General features: G+C 63.1%; 17 protein-coding genes, 1 pseudogene and 1 riboswitch. Of the genes and pseudogenes, 8 read left to right on the forward strand and 10 right to left on the reverse strand.

The window, feature by feature from the left end; translation table 11 throughout:
* Nucleotides 1–14: 14 nt before the first annotated feature.
* The 10 genes from BREU_RS09100 to BREU_RS09145 all read right to left on the reverse strand — a co-directional run bounded on the left by BREU_RS09100 (nucleotide 15) and on the right by BREU_RS09145 (nucleotide 11,568).
* Nucleotides 15–1,289 (reverse strand): DivIVA domain-containing protein, encoded by a 1,275-nt coding sequence (locus BREU_RS09100; protein WP_044090326.1) that lies wholly within the window; start codon nucleotides 1,287–1,289, stop codon nucleotides 15–17.
* A gap of 181 nt (nucleotides 1,290–1,470) precedes the next feature.
* Nucleotides 1,471–1,773, reverse strand: coding sequence for a YggT family protein (locus tag BREU_RS09105; protein ID WP_044090328.1), 303 nt, complete (start codon nucleotides 1,771–1,773; stop codon nucleotides 1,471–1,473).
* A gap of 169 nt (nucleotides 1,774–1,942) precedes the next feature.
* Entirely contained in the window at nucleotides 1,943–2,428 is a 486-nt protein-coding gene (locus BREU_RS09110) for a cell division protein SepF (RefSeq protein ID WP_044090329.1), read from the reverse strand.
* A gap of 12 nt (nucleotides 2,429–2,440) precedes the next feature.
* Entirely contained in the window at nucleotides 2,441–3,655 is a 1,215-nt protein-coding gene (ftsZ, locus tag BREU_RS09115; RefSeq protein WP_044090330.1) for a cell division protein FtsZ, read from the reverse strand.
* A gap of 118 nt (nucleotides 3,656–3,773) precedes the next feature.
* Entirely contained in the window at nucleotides 3,774–5,018 is a 1,245-nt protein-coding gene (dusB, locus tag BREU_RS09120) for a tRNA dihydrouridine synthase DusB (RefSeq protein WP_081886659.1), read from the reverse strand.
* Between the two features lie 70 nt (nucleotides 5,019–5,088).
* Nucleotides 5,089–6,561, reverse strand: a complete 1,473-nt coding sequence (locus BREU_RS09125) for a glycine--tRNA ligase (protein ID WP_044090331.1) — start codon at nucleotides 6,559–6,561, stop codon at nucleotides 5,089–5,091.
* Between the two features lie 218 nt (nucleotides 6,562–6,779).
* Nucleotides 6,780–8,255: a C1 family peptidase gene (locus BREU_RS09130; protein WP_044090334.1), complete on the reverse strand. Its 1,476-nt coding sequence runs from the start codon at nucleotides 8,253–8,255 to the stop codon at nucleotides 6,780–6,782.
* 136 nt (nucleotides 8,256–8,391) lie between these two features.
* The gene (locus tag BREU_RS09135; RefSeq protein ID WP_044090335.1) at nucleotides 8,392–9,573 is read right to left on the reverse strand and encodes a hypothetical protein; all 1,182 of its coding nucleotides are present in this window, start codon (nucleotides 9,571–9,573) and stop codon (nucleotides 8,392–8,394) included.
* Complete coding sequence (locus BREU_RS09140) at nucleotides 9,570–10,259, reverse strand: ABC transporter ATP-binding protein (protein ID WP_044090336.1); 690 nt, start codon at nucleotides 10,257–10,259, stop codon at nucleotides 9,570–9,572. Before BREU_RS09140 ends, BREU_RS09135 begins: the two co-directional genes overlap by 4 nt.
* A gap of 10 nt (nucleotides 10,260–10,269) precedes the next feature.
* Complete coding sequence (locus BREU_RS09145) at nucleotides 10,270–11,568, reverse strand: peptidoglycan-binding domain-containing protein (RefSeq protein ID WP_052382104.1); 1,299 nt, start codon at nucleotides 11,566–11,568, stop codon at nucleotides 10,270–10,272.
* A 174-nt stretch (nucleotides 11,569–11,742) separates the two neighbouring features.
* Between BREU_RS09145 and BREU_RS09150 the strand changes: the two genes are divergently transcribed.
* The 8 genes and pseudogenes from BREU_RS09150 to BREU_RS09185 all read left to right on the forward strand — a co-directional run bounded on the left by BREU_RS09150 (nucleotide 11,743) and on the right by BREU_RS09185 (nucleotide 20,825).
* Entirely contained in the window at nucleotides 11,743–12,513 is a 771-nt protein-coding gene (locus BREU_RS09150; RefSeq protein ID WP_044090337.1) for a hypothetical protein, read from the forward strand.
* Between the two features lie 78 nt (nucleotides 12,514–12,591).
* The gene (locus tag BREU_RS09155; RefSeq protein ID WP_044090339.1) at nucleotides 12,592–13,290 is read left to right on the forward strand and encodes a response regulator transcription factor; all 699 of its coding nucleotides are present in this window, start codon (nucleotides 12,592–12,594) and stop codon (nucleotides 13,288–13,290) included.
* Nucleotides 13,291–13,871: 581 nt separating this feature from the next.
* Nucleotides 13,872–14,627 (forward strand): annotated as a pseudogene (locus BREU_RS12690) (sensor histidine kinase); the annotation flags it as partial.
* A gap of 135 nt (nucleotides 14,628–14,762) precedes the next feature.
* Nucleotides 14,763–14,868: riboswitch (TPP riboswitch) on the forward strand.
* Nucleotides 14,860–15,795 (forward strand): hydroxyethylthiazole kinase, encoded by a 936-nt coding sequence (gene thiM / locus BREU_RS09165; protein WP_081886660.1) that lies wholly within the window; start codon nucleotides 14,860–14,862, stop codon nucleotides 15,793–15,795. Its footprint overlaps the riboswitch before it by 9 nt.
* A 192-nt stretch (nucleotides 15,796–15,987) precedes the next feature.
* Nucleotides 15,988–18,744 carry a phosphomethylpyrimidine synthase ThiC gene (gene thiC, locus BREU_RS09170; protein ID WP_044090340.1) on the forward strand — a complete coding sequence of 919 codons (2,757 nt, stop codon included), beginning with the start codon at nucleotides 15,988–15,990 and terminating at the stop codon, nucleotides 18,742–18,744.
* Nucleotides 18,745–18,853: 109 nt separating this feature from the next.
* On the forward strand, nucleotides 18,854–19,468 hold the full coding sequence (locus BREU_RS09175) for a sugar O-acetyltransferase (RefSeq protein WP_044090342.1): 615 nt from the start codon (nucleotides 18,854–18,856) through the stop codon (nucleotides 19,466–19,468).
* Between the two features lie 102 nt (nucleotides 19,469–19,570).
* Complete coding sequence (gene thiD / locus BREU_RS09180; protein ID WP_044095927.1) at nucleotides 19,571–20,368, forward strand: bifunctional hydroxymethylpyrimidine kinase/phosphomethylpyrimidine kinase; 798 nt, start codon at nucleotides 19,571–19,573, stop codon at nucleotides 20,366–20,368.
* Between the two features lie 82 nt (nucleotides 20,369–20,450).
* Nucleotides 20,451–20,825: a thiamine-binding protein gene (locus BREU_RS09185; RefSeq protein WP_044090344.1), complete on the forward strand. Its 375-nt coding sequence runs from the start codon at nucleotides 20,451–20,453 to the stop codon at nucleotides 20,823–20,825.
* Nucleotides 20,826–20,997 lie beyond the last annotated feature (172 nt).

Consider the following 20,997-nt stretch of genomic DNA (forward strand, 5'->3'; position numbering starts at 1 on the left):
ACCCTGCCTACGACTCAGTTGGCCTTGGATGAGGTCTGGTCTTCGTAGTTATTCGATTCGGACACCTGGGCGGCGAGCTGGCCGAGGAACTCGGTCAGACGTGCACGGTACTCGGTCTCGAACTGCTTGAGGCTCTGGATGTTGCCCTCGATGACCTTGGACTGGTGCTGCAGGTTGTCGCGAACCTGCTGCGCATACGTGTCCGCGGCGGAACGGGTCTGCTTGTCGTACTCGGATGCGCGACGCTGCACCTCGGCCTCATACTCATCGGCATCGGTGTGCTGGGTCTTGGAGTAGTTGTCAGCGTCCTGACGAGTCTTCTCAGAGTAGGCGTCAGCATCGGAACGTGTGTTCTTGGAGTAGACGTCAGCATCGGAATGCACACGGTCGCGGTAGGCGTCTGCTTCGGAACGGGTGCGATCGGAATACGTGTTGGCCTTGGTGACCAGGTCGTTGTACTTGGCCTGGCTGGCTTCGGTGATTTCCTTGGCCTTGGTCTTGCCTTTCTCCACGTACTGATCGTGCAGCTGCATGGCCAGAGTCAGCATTGCGGTGGCGCGCTCGGGCTCGCTGCCCGGCAGGGATGCGGCACCGGCGATCTTCTGGAGGGAGCCGGTTTCCGTGCTCGGCTCGACCTTGGAGACCTGCGAACGCAGCTGGTTCTCACGCTGCTTGGCCTCTTCGAGCTGACGGGACAGTTCCTGAATCTGGGCAGCCTGCTGCTGCGCCACGCCGCCTTGCTGCTGGGCTTCGGCCAGCTTGCGGGACAGTTCCTCGTTGGCGGCGCGGAACTGGTCGCGTTCCTTCTGGATGGCGGCGATCTGCTGGCCGACGGCTTCCTGGTTGCCGGAAGCCTGAGCTGCCTGAGCGGTAAGCTGATCGATCTGGGCGTTCAGCTGGTCGACCTGACCCTTGAGCTGATCGTTCTGTGCCGCGAGAGCACGATTCGATTCCTCGGCCTCGCTGAGCTTCGCCGCAGCCAGCTGAGTGGCCTTCTCGCCCTCTGCAGAAGCCTGAGGACCCTGGGCGGCATTCTTCAGCTGCGCATTCTCTGCTTGCAGCTGCTGCACCTGACCGGTCAGCTCGGAAATCTTGGCGTTCAGTTTGGTTACATCGGGGCCCAGAGCCTGAGTGGCCTGTCCGCCGGCCACTGCCTGACGACCCAGAGCCTCAACGGTCTCCGTGACCTGATCGAGGAAGTCGTCAACCTCGTCGACATCGTAGCCTTCCTTGAATCGCACGGTCTGGAAGGTATGCTCCCTAATATCCTTCGGCGTCAACAGAGCCATAAATATTGCACCTCGCTTTGGGGCTTTGCCCTCGCTTACGTTGGTATCAAGTATTGATGCTATCACGACCCCATCGATTCATGGGGCTTAGCGACGATTTTCTAGGTGCGACATGCCGTATCGGCCTCAATAAAAGCTGCAAATACAACTCATATGCGCCATATACGCCTTGCATCATGGCCTAAAAGACCATGTATACAACACTCTCCAGTATCACCAGCGCGAAATAGAGGACGAGAAAACTCATATCCAAGCTGATCGCACCCAGCGGCAATGGTCTGATGTATTGGCGAAGCCAGCGCAGCGGCGGCTCGGTGATAGTGTACACGAGATTGATGAGCTGTGCGACGATGCCTCGCGGATACCAATTGCGGGCCAGTATGGCCACCCAGTCCAGGATCATGCGGACGAACAGCACCGTGATATACGCGTTGATCAGCCATCCCAGGATGCGGCCGATCAGAGCAAAAGTAAAGGACAACATGAGGCAAGGCTAACAAGACCGAGTGAAAAGTTTGCTGGGAGCTCAATGGGGACTTCATGCACAGTGGCCGGCTCCCGTTGAGGAGTCGGCCACTTGAAGAAGACTGCAGGAGCGCCTAATTGACCTGCTTGTCATTCCGGATTCCGATCGATCAGTACGACCGAACGGATCAATCAGAGAACAAATCCCGTGCAGAGGCCGGATTGGCCGGCTCCTCCACCTTGATGTTGACCTGTGCCGGACTGAGTAGGAACACGCGAGGAGTGACGCGTTCGAGCGAACCGCGTACACCGAACACCACGCCGGCGGAAAAATCGACGATGCGGTACGCCACGGCTTCGGATACGCCGGTAAGATTCAGCACCACCGGCACCCCGTCCCGCAGTGCTCGTCCGACCAGTTGTGCATCCTCATAGGACTTGGGGTGAATCGTAGTGATTCGATTCACCCTTCCGCTGCCTTGGAAAGGCGTGGTCTTCGATGAAGGCTGACTTGCCGTGGGTGCCGCTTGGGTCATTGGCGTCACCGTATGGTCGGAATCGAACGTCGGCTTCGGCTGAGGCTTCTGCTCTTCCTCCTCGACGAAATCGTCATCGTCATCGGCAACGTCGCTCATGCCCAGATAGGACATCGCATTCTTCATGAACCCAGCCATGGATCAGTCCTTTCAGCGCAGGAAGTCCGGGATGTCGAGGTCACCCGCAGGATCGTTCAGGGAGATGGTCGGATGTTCCGAGGTCGGATCATCAAAAGGCAGCGAAGCGGAGTCGCCGGTGGCAGGCGCGAACGCCGGCCGTGTGGTCTGCTGGGCGGATGCCGCCTGCTGGGCAGGAGCCTGCGAAGCAGCCGAAGAGGGCGCAGGACGGGTGGACTGGGCCGGCACCACCGGAGCCACAGCCGCCTGATCGGCGTCGTCCTGAGTGGATACATGATCGAATCCTGCGGCGATCACCGTGACGCGCACTTCGTCGCCGTAGGCGTCGTCCAGGGCCAGACCCCAAATGATCTGGGCCTCGGGATGGATGGCCTTGCGCACCAGCTCGGTGGCGGCCGAGGCCTCCTGCAACTTCAGGTCGGTCGGACCGGCGATGTTGATCAGCGCGCCATGAGCACCCTCAATGCTCTCCTCAAGGAGCGGTGAGCTGATGGCGATTTCGGCGGCCTGGGTGGCACGATCCTCGCCCCGCGCCGAACCGATGCCGAACAATGCTGTGCCCGCACCGCGCAGGATGGAGTTCACATCGGAGAAGTCGACGTGAATGTAGGAGTTCATGGAAATCAGGTCCGTGATGCCCTGCACACCCGCAAGCAATGCGGTATCGGCGGTCTTGAACGCCTCGATGATGCCGATGGAACGATCGGACAATTCAAGCAGACGATCGTTGGGGATGACGATGAGGGCATCGACTTCCTTGCGAAGATTCTCAATGCCGTAGTCGGCGGACGCGGAACGCTGCGGACCTTCGAAACTGAACGGGCGGGTGACCACCGCGATGGTCAACGCACCCTGCTGATGAGCCGCACGAGCCACAATGGGGCTTGCACCGGTACCAGTGCCGCCGCCCTCACCGCAGGTGACGAACACCATATCGGCGCCCTTGAGGGATTCCTCGATATCAGACTGGTGATCCTGGGCGGCCTTCGCGCCACGCTCCGGATCGGCACCGGCACCCAGACCACGGCTGGACTTGTCGGACAGGGAGATCTTGACATCGGCGTCGGATCGCAGCAGATCCTTCGCATCGGTGTTTATCGCTACGAATTCAACGTTCTGCAATCCTTCGGCGATCATACGGTTAACGGCATTGCCGCCGGCTCCGCCTACGCCGACGACCTTGATATTGGTCTTGTCGTTGAACTCAGTCTGGGCGATCTCGCTCACGTTTGGCTCCTGTCACTTCACGGTTACACCCAAGAGTAGCGCACCGACTCTACTCGTGGAGGGAATTCGCACATGGAAAAGTGCGTGTTGTGCATTATTTTTTCTGTATCAACAGCCGTCAATAGCTTGCATCCATGGGATCGTCGCCGAAAAGGTTTTCACGCTCCTCATGGGTGGTGGTACGTGATTCCAGCCAGCCATATGGCAGATGAACCTTCTTGGCGAAACGCACTCGGCCTCTCGGCTTGTCCAATACCCTCGGGGGGTATTCAATCGCCGGATCGAGTCGGGAGATCTCCCGATCCACATCGGCGAGGGATTCGCATTCCATAAACGCCTTTCGCGTGGATCCGCCGACCGGGAATCCCTTGAGATACCAGGCGATATGTTTACGTAGGTCATGCACCGCCATCATTTCGTCGCCATCATAGAACTGGATCAGCAGTTCGGCATGGCGGTGAATCACCCGACAGACTTCCCCGAGATTTGGATCTATACGCTCCGGATTTCCTTGGAAGGCGTTCTTGATATTGGCGAACAGCCACGGCCGCCCCTGGCATCCGCGGCCGATGGCCACGCCATCGCAACCGGTTTCACGGACCATTTCCAGAGCATCATCCGCGCCCCAGATATCACCATTGCCGAATACGGGGATATCGAGATGTTCTTTGAGCTCGCCAATGCGCGACCAATCCGAATGACCGCCATAGTATTCGGCGGTGGTGCGGGCATGCAACGTCACCGCTTTGCAGCCCTCTTCCTGAGCGATATGGCCTGCCTGCAGGAAGGTCTCATGCTCATGGTCGATGCCTACGCGGATTTTGGCGGTAACCGGTATGCCGGCAGGCTCGCATACCGAGACCACACGGGAGACGAGCTCGGTGAAGATATCCGTCTTCCACGGCAGCGCCGAGCCGCCTCCACGCCTGGTGACCTTGGGCACCGGACACCCGAAATTCAGGTCGACGTGATCCGCCATGCCTTCATCGACCACGATTCTGGCGGCCTGCTCGGTGATGGAGGGATTCACACCATACAGCTGCAACGAGCGAATCTTCTCGGTGGGTGCGAAATGGCACAGACGCAGCGCCTTGGGGTTGCGGGCCACCAAAGCGCGCGCAGTGATCATCTCGGCCACATACAGCCCATCCGGACCGTATTCCTCGCAGATGACACGGAAGGGCCAATTGGTGACGCCAGCCATCGGCGAAAGCACGACCGGCGTGGGCACGGTGATGTTTCCCAGCTGTACCGGTGATATATGCACCGGAGAATCCGGTCGTGCCGAGGCATCCGTACGCGGGTCGAGGTTGTCGGTCTCGTGACGCTCGGTAAGCACGGTCTCAGATTTGGAGTCTGCCATGTGTTTCCTCGTACAAACAACAGGGGCTCCCCTTTTATCGAGGGGAGCCACTATACAATACAGGCCTGGCTCAGTACAGGCCGCCGGCTTCCTGGATGCCGGATGCCGGCCAAGGCTCTCCACCCATTTCGACGGGCTTGAGCGGCACACGCGTGCGCTTTTCGCTGATGCGCGCGGCCACATAGTCCGCGACCTTGTCCAGGGAGACGCGTTCCTGGGCCATGGTGTCGCGTTCGCGGATGGTCACGGCGTGGTCCTCGAGGGTATCGAAGTCCACGGTGATGCACAGCGGGGTGCCGATCTCGTCCTGACGACGGTAGCGACGGCCGATGGCGCCGGACTCGTCGTAATCGATCATCCATTCGTTGAAGCGCAGATCGGCGGCCAGGTTCTGGGCCACCTCCTGCAGTTCGGGCTTCTTGGAGAGCGGCAGCACGGCGGCCTTGATCGGGGACAGGCGCGGGTCGAGTCGCAGCACGGTGCGCTTGTCTACGCCACCCTTGGTGTTCGGGGCCTCGTCCACATCGTAGGCGTCCACGAGGAAGCACATGAGGGAGCGGGTCAGGCCGGCGGCCGGCTCGATGACGTACGGGATGTACTTCTCACCGGTGGCCTGGTTGAAGTAGCTCAGGTCCTCGCCGGAGTGCTTGGCATGCGCGGAAAGGTCGAAGTCGGTGCGGTTGGCGACACCTTCGAGCTCGCCCCAATCGGAACCCTGGAAGCCGAACTTGTATTCGATGTCCACGGTCCTCTTGGAGTAATGGGCCAGCTTCTCCTTCGGGTGTTCGTAGTGGCGCAGGTTCTCGGGCTTGACGCCGAGATCCAGATACCACTGGGTGCGGGCGTCGATCCAGTACTGATGCCATTCCTCGTCGGTGCCGGGCTTGACGAAGAACTCCATCTCCATCTGCTCGAACTCACGGGTGCGGAAGATGAAGTTGCCGGGCGTGATCTCGTTACGGAAGGACTTGCCCATGTTGGCGATGCCGAACGGCGGCTTGGAGCGTGACGAGGTCATCACGTTCTTGAAGTCCACGAAGATGCCCTGGGCGGTCTCCGGACGCAGGTAGTGCAGCGAGTTCTCGTCCTCGACAGGGCCGAGGTGCGTGCGCAGCATCATGTTGAAGTCGCGCGGTTCGGTCCATTCGCCACGGGTGCCGCAGTTCGGGCAGACGATGTCCTTCATGCCGTTCTCCGGCAGCTTGTCGCCGTGCTTCTCCGCGTAGGACTCCTCGAGTTTGTCAGCGCGGTTGCGCTTGTGGCAGCTGAGGCACTCGACGAGCGGGTCGTTGAACACGCTCACATGACCGGAGGCCACCCACACCTCGGGAGGCAGGATGATGGAGGTGTCGACACCGACCACGTCAGGACGGGTGACGACCATCGAACGCCACCATTCGCGCTTGATATTGTCCTTCAGCGCGACGCCGAGCGGACCGTAATCCCAAGCGGAACGAGTGCCGCCGTAGATCTCGCCGGCGGGGAACACGAAGCCGCGACGCTTCGCGAGGGATACGACTTCATCGAGTTTGGATTGAGCCACAATGCACCTTCTGGTTTGAACGGTTTGGGGACTTGATTACAACCGCTTCAGAATAGCGGCACTCCCCTACAACAGCAGTTTGATGCAGGCAGATCGCCCATCATTCGTCTTGGAGATACTTCCCTACAATCACTTGGTGCAGCCCTAGAGAGGGTAGCCACATGCCAAGTCGAAAGCATGTCGGTCTTCACCCTGAGATAGTAGCCGAATCGCACCAATCAGCGGCAGCGGCGGGTCAGAGGCTGCCAGGGCTCGAGTTCGACGGGTTCGGCCTTGGTGAGGTCGAGGGTGGCTTGGTCGAGCATATCCTTGCGGATGATGAGCTCGGTGACGTACTGGTCGAACCACGCGTCCGAGGCCACGTAGTAGCCATCCTTGCCGTTGTCCTTGCCCCAGCTGTTCTCGATCTTCCAACGGTCAGGACGACCGTCGGCGTCGAGGTTCACGCCGGTGAAGGTCATGGCGTGGTTGCTTGGACTGTCGCCGTATTCGAGGCCGTCGGCCTTGTCGAACGTGAATTCGGTGCCAAAGAGCTGGTCCACGCGCACGGTGTCGCAATCGAAGACGCCTTCGCCCCTCAAAGAGAACTGCATGCAGTCGCAGGCGAACCAGATGGGATGGCCGGCGCTGAGCTGGTCGATGGCCGCCTTCTTGAACACGTCGAGCGGCACGTTGACGAATTCCATATCGCCCGCCTCGATGACATTCGCCGTGTAGAGGATGCGGTAGCGCTTGCCGAATGGCGTGCGCTTCATCGGGGCGTTGGAGATGGTGACGAAGTCATTGACGTCCACCGGCACGTACTTACGGTAGAACTCGAGCGGGGTGATGCCGGTCTCACGGATCTGCCGGCGCTCATCCTTGCCGGATTCCGGCTTGGCCTTGGTGTCAGCCGCCTTGCTGCCATAGTCTTTGCCGTCGCCCTTGGCATCGTTGGCGGCCTTGGCGCCATCGTTCTTGGCATCATCCTTGTCATCGTCGTCCTTGACCCGGGCCAGGAAGTCGAATGTGGCGGGCGGCTCGCCAAGCGCGATTGCGCAGATGCGGTAGACGGTGGCCATGTCCTCGCGCTTGGTTTCGCGCAGGGTCTCCGTCGACGCGCCAGCCTCATGGCTGCGACGCAGGCCGGCGGCGAATTCGCGCAGCTTGGTGTTGAGGTACTGCTTGAAGGCGTCCGAATCGCGGGAGTTCGCGGATTCCGGATAGGCGGACTTCGGTACGAGGCCGTACTTGTTCACCAGCGCGGCGAACATCTGCCACCAGCCGCCATCGTCGGACGGCCCGTCGTTGATGACCTCGAAGATGCGGGAGTCGGTGGGTTCGTCCAGCGTATCCAGCACATGCTCGAGATAAGTGTTCGACTTCTCGATGGCATCCCAGAAGAACAGGTAGGTCTCGGAGAATTCGAAGTCCTCAAGGTTCCAACGGTGCATGAGTTCGTAGCGCAGCGTATTGAGCGAGGCGAACATCCAGCAGCGACCGGAACGTTCCTGATTGGTAATCGAACCCTGCTTGAGCTCGATGGAGAAGTCGCGCGGCAGGCTCCTCAGGCCCCGGTAGTCAGTGGCGGCGGCGAGCACGCCGGTGGAGACTGCGGCGTTGGCGGCCACGAGGTTGGCGCGGTCGGCGTTGAACGCACGCGAATAATCCTTGAGATGTGCGACGTCGACTGCGGCGGCGGACTGGTCGGTCATGGTGTTCCTCCCGAAAACGTACGGCTCATGCAAACGTCTTCATGGTACTCGTCCCTCGCCGGATTCGGTGGGATGTTTCGAGTAAGGACCGGCGGAGTCGGGTCGAGACCTGGCACGCGCCACATTCGGCGGTATGCTACCGTGCCTTGAACAGGCGGAAGAGGCAGGATTCGCGGACGGCGAGCACGGCCAGCGCGGTGGCAACGAGGGCGCCGGAGAGCATGGTCGCAGGAGAACGCACCGCCGCGAGGAACACCGCCGCGGGGTCGGACGGGGAGAGTCGCCAACACAGCGCGGCGAGCAGAGGCAGGGTCACAGCGGTGGCGGCCCCGGACGTGATCAGCATCTCGCACAACGCGGTCAGCAGTTGAGCCTCTTTGCGCTGCCCGCAGTGCAGCGCGCCGGCGTATTCGAGTCGGCGGCGGCGCACGGCGGCGATACCGATGACGACGCCGACGGCGAGCGCCGCGACGGGCAGTACGCGGGTCATGCGCGTCTCATAGAGGCTGGCGGCGCTGTATCGTCGGTCGTGGCTTTTGTTGAGCTGGGTGACGCCGGGCAGTGTATTGGCGTCAGCCACGCCGGATATGGCGGTCTCGTTGAGCAGCAGGTCGAGCACTTCGGTCTGCGGCCACTGCTTCGCCCAGCATTCGGCGAATGGCTTGGCGCTGCTGGATACCGGCACGATGAGCGCGTACACGAAGCGGGTGTCGCGCCCGTCGTTGGGCCAGTGGAAGACGCCGGCGACGGGGATGTCACCATGATCGGTCTCCAGCAGGCTTCCCTTGGCCCAGCCGAAATCGTGGGCGAGCGCAGTGGAAACCCATATGCCGCTCGCGTCGGCGGCTGGCTGATTCGCGGAGGAGGACGTCTGGCCTGAAGAGGCGGGAGAGGAACTGGACAGTGAGCCATGGCCGGCGTTGGCCGCCGCTGATGCCGATGACACCGATGACAACGCGAGCAGCCGAATCATGCCGGCGGTGACCTCATAGGAGCCGATGCTGCGGCCAGGGGTCGAACGAGGTGTGATCTGCTCGCCCTCGCGCATGGCGCCGGATGCGCTGGGCCCTCCTTGGGCCTCGGTGAGACGGTCGCAGGCGGCCCCGTCGATGGCGAAGACGGGGCTGACGATGGTGGTCACGTCGGCGGCGGACTCGATGCGTGCCGCTGCGGTGTTCTCCTGCCCGATGATGGTCAGTGCCTCAAAACCGCCGAACAGTGTGCCCGCCACGGCCAGCGCGAGGAACCAGAGGATGGTGCGTGAGGCGCCGGAGGCGATGTTGCAGACCGCCTCGGAGATGATGGATGACAGTCTCATGGCCGCTCTCCTTTCAGCGCGGAACCGTCCGGCGCCGGATCGGCCGGCGCGTAGTCAGCGAGGTCGATGACCTGTTGACAGGCATCGCGCGTGTCGCGGTCATGAGTGGCAACGACCACAATCATGCCGTGGCCGGCGAGGTTGCCGAGCACATGACTGACGCTATGCGCGGTGCGCGTATCCAACTGCGCGGTCGGCTCGTCCACAAGCAGCATGTCGGGCTTCGAGCAGACGGCTCTGGCGAGCATGAGCCGCTGCGCCTCACCGCCGGAAAGTGCCGCGAACGAACGGTCGGCGGCGTATTCGAGCTCGAACAGGCCCATCGCCTCCAAGGCCTGCGGTTCCGCGTCGGCGCGACGCAACCCCTGTGCGAGCAGTGGGAAGACCACATGATCGAGTGCGGTGCGTTCGGCCACGCCATACGGATTCTGAAACACCCAGCCCACCCGTCGAACGCCGCCGCGGTCCACAGTGCCCGCCCACGGCTTCTCCCAACCCGCGAGTATCGACAGCAGCGTGGATTTGCCGCAGCCGGATGGCCCGCAGATGGCCACGGTCCGCCCCGCCTCGAGCGTGAACGACAGGTGTTCGAACAGCACGTCGGTGCCGGGGAATCGGTGCGCGAGATCCTCCCCCACCACCCGCATCGGTACGGCGGCGGGGGCGAGCATCTCGGTCCCGGTCATCGACCCGCCGTCAGCAGTCCCGGCTGCTGTTCCAACAGGTGTGAACCCAACGGATGCGGCCCCGACAGATGTCGCTCCAGCCGTGGATGCCGACTTCGCGGTCGCCGAATTTCCACGCCGACTTCCACGAATCAGGAACATGTCGCACCTGCGATTGCACTGCCGAGGGAGACGTGGGACGGCGTTTCAGCGTTTTCCGGCACCGCCACACCACCCGCGGATTCGCCTTCGGCCGTCTGCCCATCGGCGGCATCCCCCGTCTGCCGGCCCGCCGCGGTCCCCTCATCGCCCAGCTGTATGAGCTCACGCCGAGGTCCGCACCGATGATGGTCACCGGCATCGTCCTGCCATCGGATGCGATGCATCCGCGGTCCCCTTTGACGCCGAACACGGCAGCGGCCGGCACGCGCAGCACGTCCACGGGCGTGGCGAGCGCCACCGTGGCATCCACACCCTGACTGAGATCGCCGCCCTGCTGCGCCCACTGGAAATCCCGCGAAGCCGTGACGCGCGCGCAGAATTCAGGGTCGTCGATCACCGTGGCACCGGCCTTGAGCACACCCTGCTCACCGAACACGGTGATCGTCTGGTCGGCGGCGTTGGGTGTACCGTTCTTCACGGTAAGCGAGGTGATGGCGCCGGGGATTTCGGCGATCGGCGATGCTGCGGCCACCATCGCGCCGGTCGCCGCCTGCCATGAGGAGGCCGTGGCTCCGTCCTGCGGCAGCCAGATCACGTCCGCGAGCGGCAACGCGCCGTCCGAACGGACGGCGAGGTTGCCGAACAGGGCGACAACCGCCCAGTAGGTGAGGCTGGAATACTGGTCGGATTCGGGATTGGCGTTGTAGCCGAGCCGCGTCAGTTCGGCGTTGAGCGCACGCACGTCCTCGCCCACGTCGCCGGGCGCGAGATCGCGGTAGAGCGGACTTGCGGTGGCGAGCGCCACGATGGGCCTGCCGTCAACCTCGAGCGCCGCCGCACCGGAATGCAAGCCTCCGGCGGAATAGTCAGCGGTCACCGTGCCGGAGGTGTTGATGAGCACCTTGCGCGGCGCGGATACCGTGGGAACCACGGTGATCTGCCGTTTCGCGTCGTACTGCTGGGCGGCGACGGGCGCGCTGGTGATCTCGCCGGCGCGGGCCAGCACCGCCGGATGCCGGTCGGGCCGCAGGAACGCGCAGGCTCCCACGCTGATTGCCGCGGTCAGGATGACCGCTAGCAGCAGCCAAGTGACAGAGACGCGCCCACGCCGCCTGCCGCCGCCAAGTCCACTGCCGCCACCGTCGTTTCGGCTCGTTTGTCTCGCCATGATGAAGCCCCTTCCGGTTCGCCGTCCCGCCCGTCGTCTCTGCCATTTCGGGTACTGCCATGGTCCCACCGGCATGCTCGCAAAGTCAGGCGAAAGTCAGACACCGGCTTCCTAGAATGGGACATACGGATTGGATTGGCGGGGCGCGAATCGCCCGCAAACAAGGGGGTTTCGATGGCATGGTTGAACGGAAGGCCGCGCATCGCCGCGACCGTGATGCTGACGATGGCGCTGGCCTTGGGACTCGCGGGATGCGCGGTCCCGGGAATCTCCGGCGACGGAAAGCCAGGGACGTCGAACGCCGCCGGAACCGGTGATACGTCCGCACAGCAGGGCCCGGCGTCCACCTTGTATGAGGCGGACGAGAACGGACGTCTGGCAAGTTCACTGCCCGCATACATCGACGAGGTGCTCAACGATCCGTACGTGGACGACTACGAGCGTCCCATCCTCGAGCAGGCCAAGAAGGAGGGGCGAGTCTCCACCGCCGCGTATGAGAAGGTCTGGTCGGACTACAAGACCTGTATGATCGACCGCGGATTCAAGGAGCCGAAGCTCGAACGGTTCCCGAACGGCATGATGGACATCATGAGCCACATGCCGGGCACCGACGCCCAGGAGGAGGCATGGAAGGACGCCTACACCGATTGCTATCTGCGATTCGATCATGTGCAAAGGCTGTACGGGCAGCAGCAGGGCAACCCGAATCTCTATGCGAATGTGGAGGAGGCGGTCGTCGACTGCATGAAACGCGAGGGTGTGGTGCCCGCGAGCTATACGGTCAAAGACTTCAATGACGGGCAGACCCTGCTCCAGACTGAGGGCTTTACGGATGCAAAGGACAAGCTCGGCTACGACTTCAACGACTCGCGCGTGCACGGCTGCAAGGCGGCGCAGGGCTGGTCATCAAGCAGCACCGACGACCCCGTGGAGTACATCTGGTAGAGGTCGGCATATCGGCAATCGGGGCAATCAGTGCGGGAACCCGGCACGGGGAATGACCGGATCGTGAGGCTGCGGGAGATGGCGGGGATACTGATCGTCGAGGACAACACTGGCATGGTCGCCTCGCTCGACGACGCGCTGCGGCATGAGGGGTACCGCACTTGGACGGCAGGGACCGGCGTCGAGGCGCTGGAGTTGCTCGCCGCGCACCGGGAGGACATCGACGTGGTGCTGCTCGACCGCGATCTGCCCGTCATGTCCGGCGACACGGTGATGACGACGATCCGTTCGATGGGCATCGACGTGAGCGTGCTCATGGTCACCGCCTCCAGCAGCCTCGAGGACCGCGTGGAGGGGCTGGACCTCGGCGCGGACGACTATCTGACCAAACCGTTCGCCTTCCGGGAGCTGTCGGCCCGCATCCGCGCGTTGCTGCGGCACGATTCGCGCCATCGCGGGCCTTTCGGCGGCGGCCCCGGTCCGGACTCCGGAACCGGACCCTCCCCGCTCATGATCGATTGCGAACGTCGGCTCGCGTACTGGCATGAGACCCCGCTGAACCTGACGGCCAAGGAATTCGCGGTGCTGTGGCATCTGGACGAGGCGGACGGCGGATGGGTCGGTCTCGACGAGCTCATCGCCGCCGTCTGGCCGAACGGTTCGGCCAGCACGGGCGCAGCGAAAACCGTCATCTACACGCTGCGGCAGAAAATCGAGCACGCCGGCGGACGCGGGGCCATCGAATCGGCCCGCGGGAAAGGGTACCGGCTGCCATGAGCGAACATCACGGTCACGAGCATCGCGAGCGCCACCGCCTGCGTATGCGGTTGGTTCCCCGCACCTTCCGAGGCAAGATCGCGCTGGCCATCGGTCTGCTGGTAGCGGTGTTCCTAGGAATCGCGCTGGCGTTGCAGGCCATGTTCTTCAGTCGCATCTACGACCGGTCATCCTACCGGCTGTATCAGGTGGCACAAGGCTCCACGCTGCCTGCACCCGAGAACGGCGAGCTCTATGTATCGACCACCGGCTGCTATTACACCGATCACGCGGTAGGCTGCGGGCCGATGACGCCCGGCTCGATCATGGAGATCAGCGATGCGGACATGCGCAAGCCCCTGATGCAGAGCGCCATGTGGTTCTCGCTGGCGCTGTTCGCCGCGTTCGCCATACTGGCCATGATCATGGCGTGGCTCATCTCGCGGCGGCTGGCCGGACGCATCTCGTCGCTGGGGGCGCAGATGCAGCGGCTCGACCCTGCCGAACCGGGTGGGCGCGTGACGCTGGCGGGGTCCGACGAGGTGACCGACCTGGCTGGGGACGTGAACACCATGCTGGAACGTATCGAGCGCGCGGCGGCCATGCAACGGCAGTTCATCGCGAACGCGTCGCACGAGCTGCGCACACCGATCGCGGTGATCGAGACCAGTCTGGACGCGCCGCTGAGTCAGGGCCGCTTCCCCGATGATGTGGCGCCCGCGGTGCGGCGTGCGCTCGACGCCGACCGGAACGCCGCCGATCTGGTGGAGGGGCTGTTGGCGCTGTCGCGCGTGCAGAACATGGCGTTGCATCACGGCGACGCGGAGCCGCCGGAAACGTCGCTCGGGGATGCGGCGGAACACGCGCTGGACGTCTCGTGGGATGCGATCGAGGCTCGTGGATTGAATGTGCGCACCGACATCGACCGGTCGGTGCGGGTGCGGGCAGACGAGACGATGCTCACGCTGCTGGTCGGCAATCTCGTGCGCAATGCGGTGGTGCATAACGTGGAATGTGGGGATATCACCGTCATCGTGCGTACGGTGAGCGGCGTAGTGGACGACGGCACGGTGAGTGGCGATACTGCGGACAGCAGCACGGGGGACGGCTACGCGGAGCTGTTGGTGGAGAACAGCACAGAAACGGGTGCCGATGGCGAGACCATCGGCGATACGACCGTCAGCGATGGGATCACCGGCGACAACGCCGCGCATGATTCCGGCGAATCCGGTGAATCCAGCGAGCCCGGTGATTTCCCCGATGCCGGCCTGCTCTCCGATTCCAGCGACTTGAACGACTTGCTCGTCCCCTTCCACCGGGGCGCGGCCTCACGATTGGAAAACTGCCCCGGCAACGGATTGGGTCTGTCCATCGTCAAAGAGATCGCGGATTTATACCATGCCGAGCTGCGACTCGCCAGACCTGAAGCGGCAGATTCGCCGTTTCTGTGCGATTTTGTAACAAATATGTCCATGTTGGAGCATAACGTCGGCAACGTAATGCAGGGGAACCCGTGGCGACACGGGTTGAGAATGGCCACGGCCTGACCCTTAGAACCTGTTGGTTAAGACCATCGTAGGGAGCAGTGATATGAGCGATGATTCGCACCCATCATGTTGCACCGGCGCACATGGTGTAGTAAATGATGCACATGTACACGACCATGACGACGAGTTCGCCTCGCTGCGCCACGACATCGCGCAGGCAGTACGGGATGTGAAGGCCAAGACGCCGCTGGCGCAGTCGTTCACGAACTTCGTGACCATCAATCTGGTGGCCAACGCGCAGCTCGCAGCCGGCGGCACGGCGGCCATGAGCTTCCTGCCGGACGATGTCATCGACACGGCCTCCATCTCCGGTGCCGATTACATCAACGTGGGCACGTTGCTGCCCTTCTATGCTGATGCGCTGCCGCAGATCGCGCGCGCCTTCCACAAGTCCGCCCACCCGTGGGTACTGGACCCGGTGGCGGCGGGCATCGGACGGACGCGCACCGAAATCCTGCGCGCCTTCCGCGCCACGCCGCCGACCATCGTGCGCGGCAACGCCTCCGAAATCATCGCGCTGGCCGACATGTGGGGGCTGAATCAGGCCAACGGCAACAATCCGGAAACCCGTCCCGCCGGCGTCGAATCGGTGGATGAGGTGGACGCCGCCGTCGAACCGGCGAAGCGACTGGCCCGGTTCCTCGCCGCCTCGGCTCCCGCCGGCAAGGCGGCCGTGGCCGTCTCGGGCGCGGTGGACCTCGTGACCGACGGCGAGCATGTCTACCGCTTGCCGGGAGGCAGCGCGCTGATGTCCAAGATCACCGGCGCCGGCTGCTCGTTGGGCGGTGTGACCGCCACGTATCTGGCCGTCGCCGAGCCGTTGACCGCAGCCCTTGCGGCAACCCTGCTGTACAACCGTGCTGGCGAGATCGCCGAGGCCAAGGCCGACGGACCGGGCTCGTTCCAAGTGCATCTGCTGGATGCGCTGTGGAATCTCACGCCCGAGCAGGTGGCGGCATCGGCGATTGTGGCGCAATGAACCGTGTGGTCTCGTACCTATTGTCTCTCCCTCAGTCTCGCTACGCGAGACAGCTCCCTCATCAGAGGGAGCCGAGAAACGTGAGATCGCGGAACGCCCAAGACTTCCTCATCAGAGGGAGCCGAGAAACGCCATTCTTCCCCGGATACACAACAAGACTTCCTTAATTAACCCAACACCAAGGAACACCAAATGAACAACGAATACCCATACGCCTCCATGCGCGACTCGTTCGACCTGTCCGCGTACTTCGTAGTCGGCCCTGAGGATTGCAAGGGCCGCCCGCTCACCGACGTGGTCGATCAGGCCCTGCGCGGCGGCGCGACCTTCATCCAACTGCGCGCCAAGAAGGCGGACGCCTCAGAACTGACCGCCATGGCCCAGGACATCGCGCAGATCATCGAGGACAACAACAAGTCCGACTCCGTGGCCTTCGTAATCGACGACCGCGCTGATGTGGTCTGGCAGGCCCGCCGCAAGGGCATCAAGGTGGACGGCGTGCACATCGGCCAGACCGACATGGAGCCGCGCGAGGCCCGCGCCCTGCTCGGCGACGAGGCGATCGTGGGTCTTTCCGCCGAGACCGAAAACCTCGTCAAGCTCATCAACGAGCTGCCCGATGGCTGCATCGACTACATCGGCGCCGGCCCGCTGCACGTCTCCAAGACCAAGCCCGAGGCTTCGGTCGGCGGCAACGACGGTTCCGGCAAGACGCTTGACGACAAGCAGATCAACACCATCTGCGCGGCCTGCGACTTCCCAGTGGTCGTGGGTGGCGGTGTGACCGCGGCCGACATGGCCATGCTGGCGGGTACCAAGGCCGCCGGCTGGTTCGCCGTCTCCGCCATCGCCGGCGCCGATGACCCGGAGGCCGCCACCCGCGCGATGGTCGAGGGTTGGAAGGCCGTGCGCGGCGAGAAGAGGCACGGCTACGCCAAGCGCATCGTGACTCACACCCCGGCCGCCGACACGCAGGCCGCGCAGGAGGGCACCGCCCCGGCAGGTGCCGAGGCCACCGAGAAGAAGTTCACCAACGCCAAGGAGGCCAAGGCCGCGCAGAAGCTCGCCAAGCAGCAGCGCGTGGACATCGCCGCCCGCGGCTCCAAGCAGCGCGACAAGGCGCACATCCGCAAGACCAAGCCGGTGCATTTCGAAAACCAGTTCGGCTCTTACGACCTCGAGGTGCCGTACACCGAGATCAAGCTGTCCGACACCCCCGGCGTTGGCCCGAACCCGCCGTTCATCGACTACAACACCGAAGGCCCCAAGTGCGACCCGAAGGAGGGCCTGAAGCCCCTGCGCCTCGACTGGATCAAGGACCGCGGCGACGTCGAGGAATACGAGGGCCGCCGCCGCAACCTCGAGGACGACGGCAAGCGCGCCATCAAGCGTGGCCGCGCCACGAAGGAATGGCGTGGCCGCACGCACCAGCCGATGCGCGCCAAGGACCACCCGGTGACCCAGATGTGGTATGCCCGCCACGGCATCATAACCCCTGAAATGAAGTATGTGGCCGAGCGCGAGAACTGCAATGTGGAGCTCGTGCGTTCCGAGCTGGCGGCCGGCCGTGCGGTCATGCCATGCAACATCAACCACCCGGAAGCCGAGCCGATGATCATCGGATCCGCCTTCCTCACCAAGCTCAACGCCAACATGGGCAACTCGGCCGTCACCTCGTCCATCGACGAGGAGGTGGAGAAGCTCACCTGGGCCACCAAGTGGGGCGCCGACACCGTGATGGACCTCTCCACCGGCAACGACATCCACACCACCCGCGAGTGGATCCTTCGCAACTCCCCCGTGCCGATCGGCACCGTGCCGATGTACCAGGCCCTCGAGAAGGTCGAGGACGATGCCTCCAAGCTCAGCTGGGAGCTGTTCCGCGACACCGTCATCGAGCAGTGCGAGCAGGGCGTGGACTATATGACCATCCATGCCGGTGTGCTACTGCGCTTCGTGCCGCTGACCGCCAACCGCGTGACCGGCATCGTTTCGCGCGGCGGCTCGATCATGGCCGAATGGTGCCTACAGCATCATCAGGAGAGCTTCCTGTACACCCACTTCGACGAGCTGTGCGACATCTTCGCCAAGTACGACGTGGCGTTCTCCCTCGGCGACGGCCTGCGCCCCGGCTCGCTCGCGGACGCGAACGACGCCGCGCAGATCGCTGAACTCATGACGCTGGGCGAGCTCACCCAGCGCGCGTGGGACAAGGACGTTCAGGTGATGATCGAGGGACCGGGCCACATCCCGTTCGACACCGTGCGCATGAACATCGAGATGGAGAAGGCGATCTGCAAGAACGCACCGTTCTACACCTTGGGACCGCTCACCACCGACACCGCGCCGGGCTACGACCACATCACCTCCGCCATCGGCGCCACGGAAATCGGACGCTACGGCACCGCCATGCTGTGCTACGTGACCCCGAAGGAGCACCTCGGCCTGCCGAACAAGGACGATGTGAAGCAGGGCGTGATCGCCTACAAGATCGCCTGCCACGCGGCCGACATCGCCAAGCACCACCCGCACGCGCAGGACCGCGATCTCGCCATCTCCAAGGCCCGTTTCGAGTTCCGCTGGCTCGACCAGTTCAACCTGAGCTACGACCCGGACACCGCAATCGCCTTCCACGACGATACGCTGCCCGCCGAGCCCGCCAAGATGGCGCACTTCTGCTCGATGTGCGGCCCGAAGTTCTGCTCGATGGCCATCTCGCAGAACATCCGCAAGCAGTTCGGCGGCGCGGCGGCGCAGGAGAAGCTGGTTCAGGACACCCTCGCCGGCAAGATCCCGTCCGCCCAGGAGGCTCGTGGCGCTCTGACCACGCCGGCCGCATCGGCCACCCCTGCCGGCACGGCGAGCGCCGAGGACATCCAGGCCGGCATGGCCGAGATGAGCCGCAAGTTCCAGGAAGGCGGCTCCAAGCTCTACCAGCCCGCGCAATGATGGAATTGCCGGTGTGATGTAGTGTGAATGATGCAGTCGGCGCAATGCACGTCGGCTGCATCATTCACATTGGCACATTGACACATTGGCGGCGCGCAAAGGAGAGCACATGGCCATATCGCAAGAGGCACTCGACATCATGCATTCACCCGGAATCTATTTCTGGGACGAGAAACTCATGTCCACCGCCCAGCAGGAGCAGCGGGACATGCTGCACGACATCAATGCGCTCAAGGCGAGCGACCCACGGCGTGAGCGACTGTTGCGCACGTTCTTCGCCGAAATGGGCGAGGACGTGTGGATCGAACCGACCTTCAACGCCAACTGGGGCCTGAGCACCCACTGGGGCAGCCACACCTACGCGAACTTCAACCTCACCTTGGTGGACGACGGCGAAATCTTCATCGGCGATCATACGATGATCGGCCCGAACGTCACGCTCGTCACCACCGGCCATCCAGTCAGGCCCGACCTGCGCGAACGGGTCGCGCAGTTCTCCGAGCCCATCCATATCGGCCGCAATGTGTGGATCGGCGCGAACGTGACCGTGCTGCCGGGCGTCACCATCGGCGACAACTCGGTCATCGGCGCCTGCAGTCTGGTGACCCGCGACATCCCCGCCGATTCAGTCGCCTTCGGCACCCCCTGCCGGGTCGCCCGCCCGATCAACGAGCATGACGACGAATACTATTGGCGAGACCGCCTCATCCCCAAGGACATCTGAAAGGCGCTCCGCCCAAGCACGCCGCGCCCTGCGGCAGCGTCACGAACGTACAGCCGCCTCACTACGCTCGTGAGATAACCGAAGATCATATAAGGAGACGACATGAGCACCACTTTGCCGGCAGTACTTGCGATTTCGGGATCGGACTCGTCCGGCGGCGCCGGTATGCAGGCCGACCTCAAGACCATGCTGGCCTGCGGAGTGTTCGGCATGAGCGCCATCACCGCGCTCACCGCGCAGAACACCACCCGCGTGCGTTCCATCCAGGACACCAAGCCGGAGATTCTGGCCGACCAGATTGACATGGTGTTCGAGGATATCCCGCCCGTCGCAGTCAAAATCGGCATGGTCTCCTCCGCGGACATCATCAATGTCATCGCAGATCGTCTGACCGCGCATCATGCGACCAATATCGTGCTCGACCCGGTGATGGTCGCCACTTCCGGCGCCAAGCTCATCAGCGATGACGCCATCGCCGCTCTGACCAGCCGCCTGTTCGGCATGGCCACTGTGGTCACACCGAACATCCCCGAGGCAGAAGCCCTGACCGACACCCTGATCCACGATCAGGAGGATATGGAGACCGCAGCCCGCCGTATCAGCGAACAGTACGGCTGCGCGGCGCTCGTCAAAGGCGGCCATGGCACCGAGGACGCCAATGACGTGCTCGCCGAGACGGACGGCACCGTGACCTGGTTCGATGGCATGCGCATCGACAATCCGAACACCCATGGCACCGGCTGCACGCTGAGCTCCGCCATCGCCGCCTATCTGGCGCAGGGCGAGCCTTTGCCCAAGGCCATCAAGCACGCCAAGAAGTACCTGACCGGCGCACTGAAAGCCCAGTTGGATCTGGGTCATGGCTCCGGGCCGATGGACCACTTCTGGAAGTACCGCTGAATCTCCGGAAAGGCTTCTTCCGGCGTCTCGATCAGGGATGAGAGATGTCGGAAGAAGCCTTTCTCATCAAGAAAGGACAAATATGGTTGTTGACCGCAACGCCGTGAAGCAGGAAGTACCGATCGACCCGGCCACCGGAAAGCCGTATCTGAATACGGTCGCGGCAATCCAAGTCTCCGCGGCCGGTGTGGGCTCCGAGGTCTCCCCCTACGTTTCCCAAGCGATTGAGGTGATCCGTGAGTCCGGCCTGCCTCAGGAGACCAATGCCCTGTTCACCAATGTGGAGGGCAATCTCGACGATGTGCTGAAAGTCGCCGGAGAGGCGGCCAAGAAGCTCGCCGAACAAGGCTATCGCACTTCCCTGATACTGCACATGGACATCCGCCCCGGCTTTACCGGGCAGCTCACCGAAAAACCTCGGTTGGTGGACGAGATCCTGTCCAAGCAACAGCAATGATAACGCGATGACATCCCGCAGTCATCCATAGCATCACCCTTGGCGGCGGCTCATGAAGGGCCGCCGTTTTTGTTTGCCCTGAAGCAGTATCCCGGACGCTATTGGGTGACGCATCGGTCAGCATTCGGCCCTGTAGTCGTTCACATTGTGACATCACAGAGGAGAATCGGCC

Origin of the sequence: Bifidobacterium reuteri DSM 23975, assembly GCF_000741695.1 — a bacterium.
Classification (GTDB): Bacteria; Actinomycetota; Actinomycetes; order Actinomycetales; family Bifidobacteriaceae; genus Bifidobacterium; species Bifidobacterium reuteri.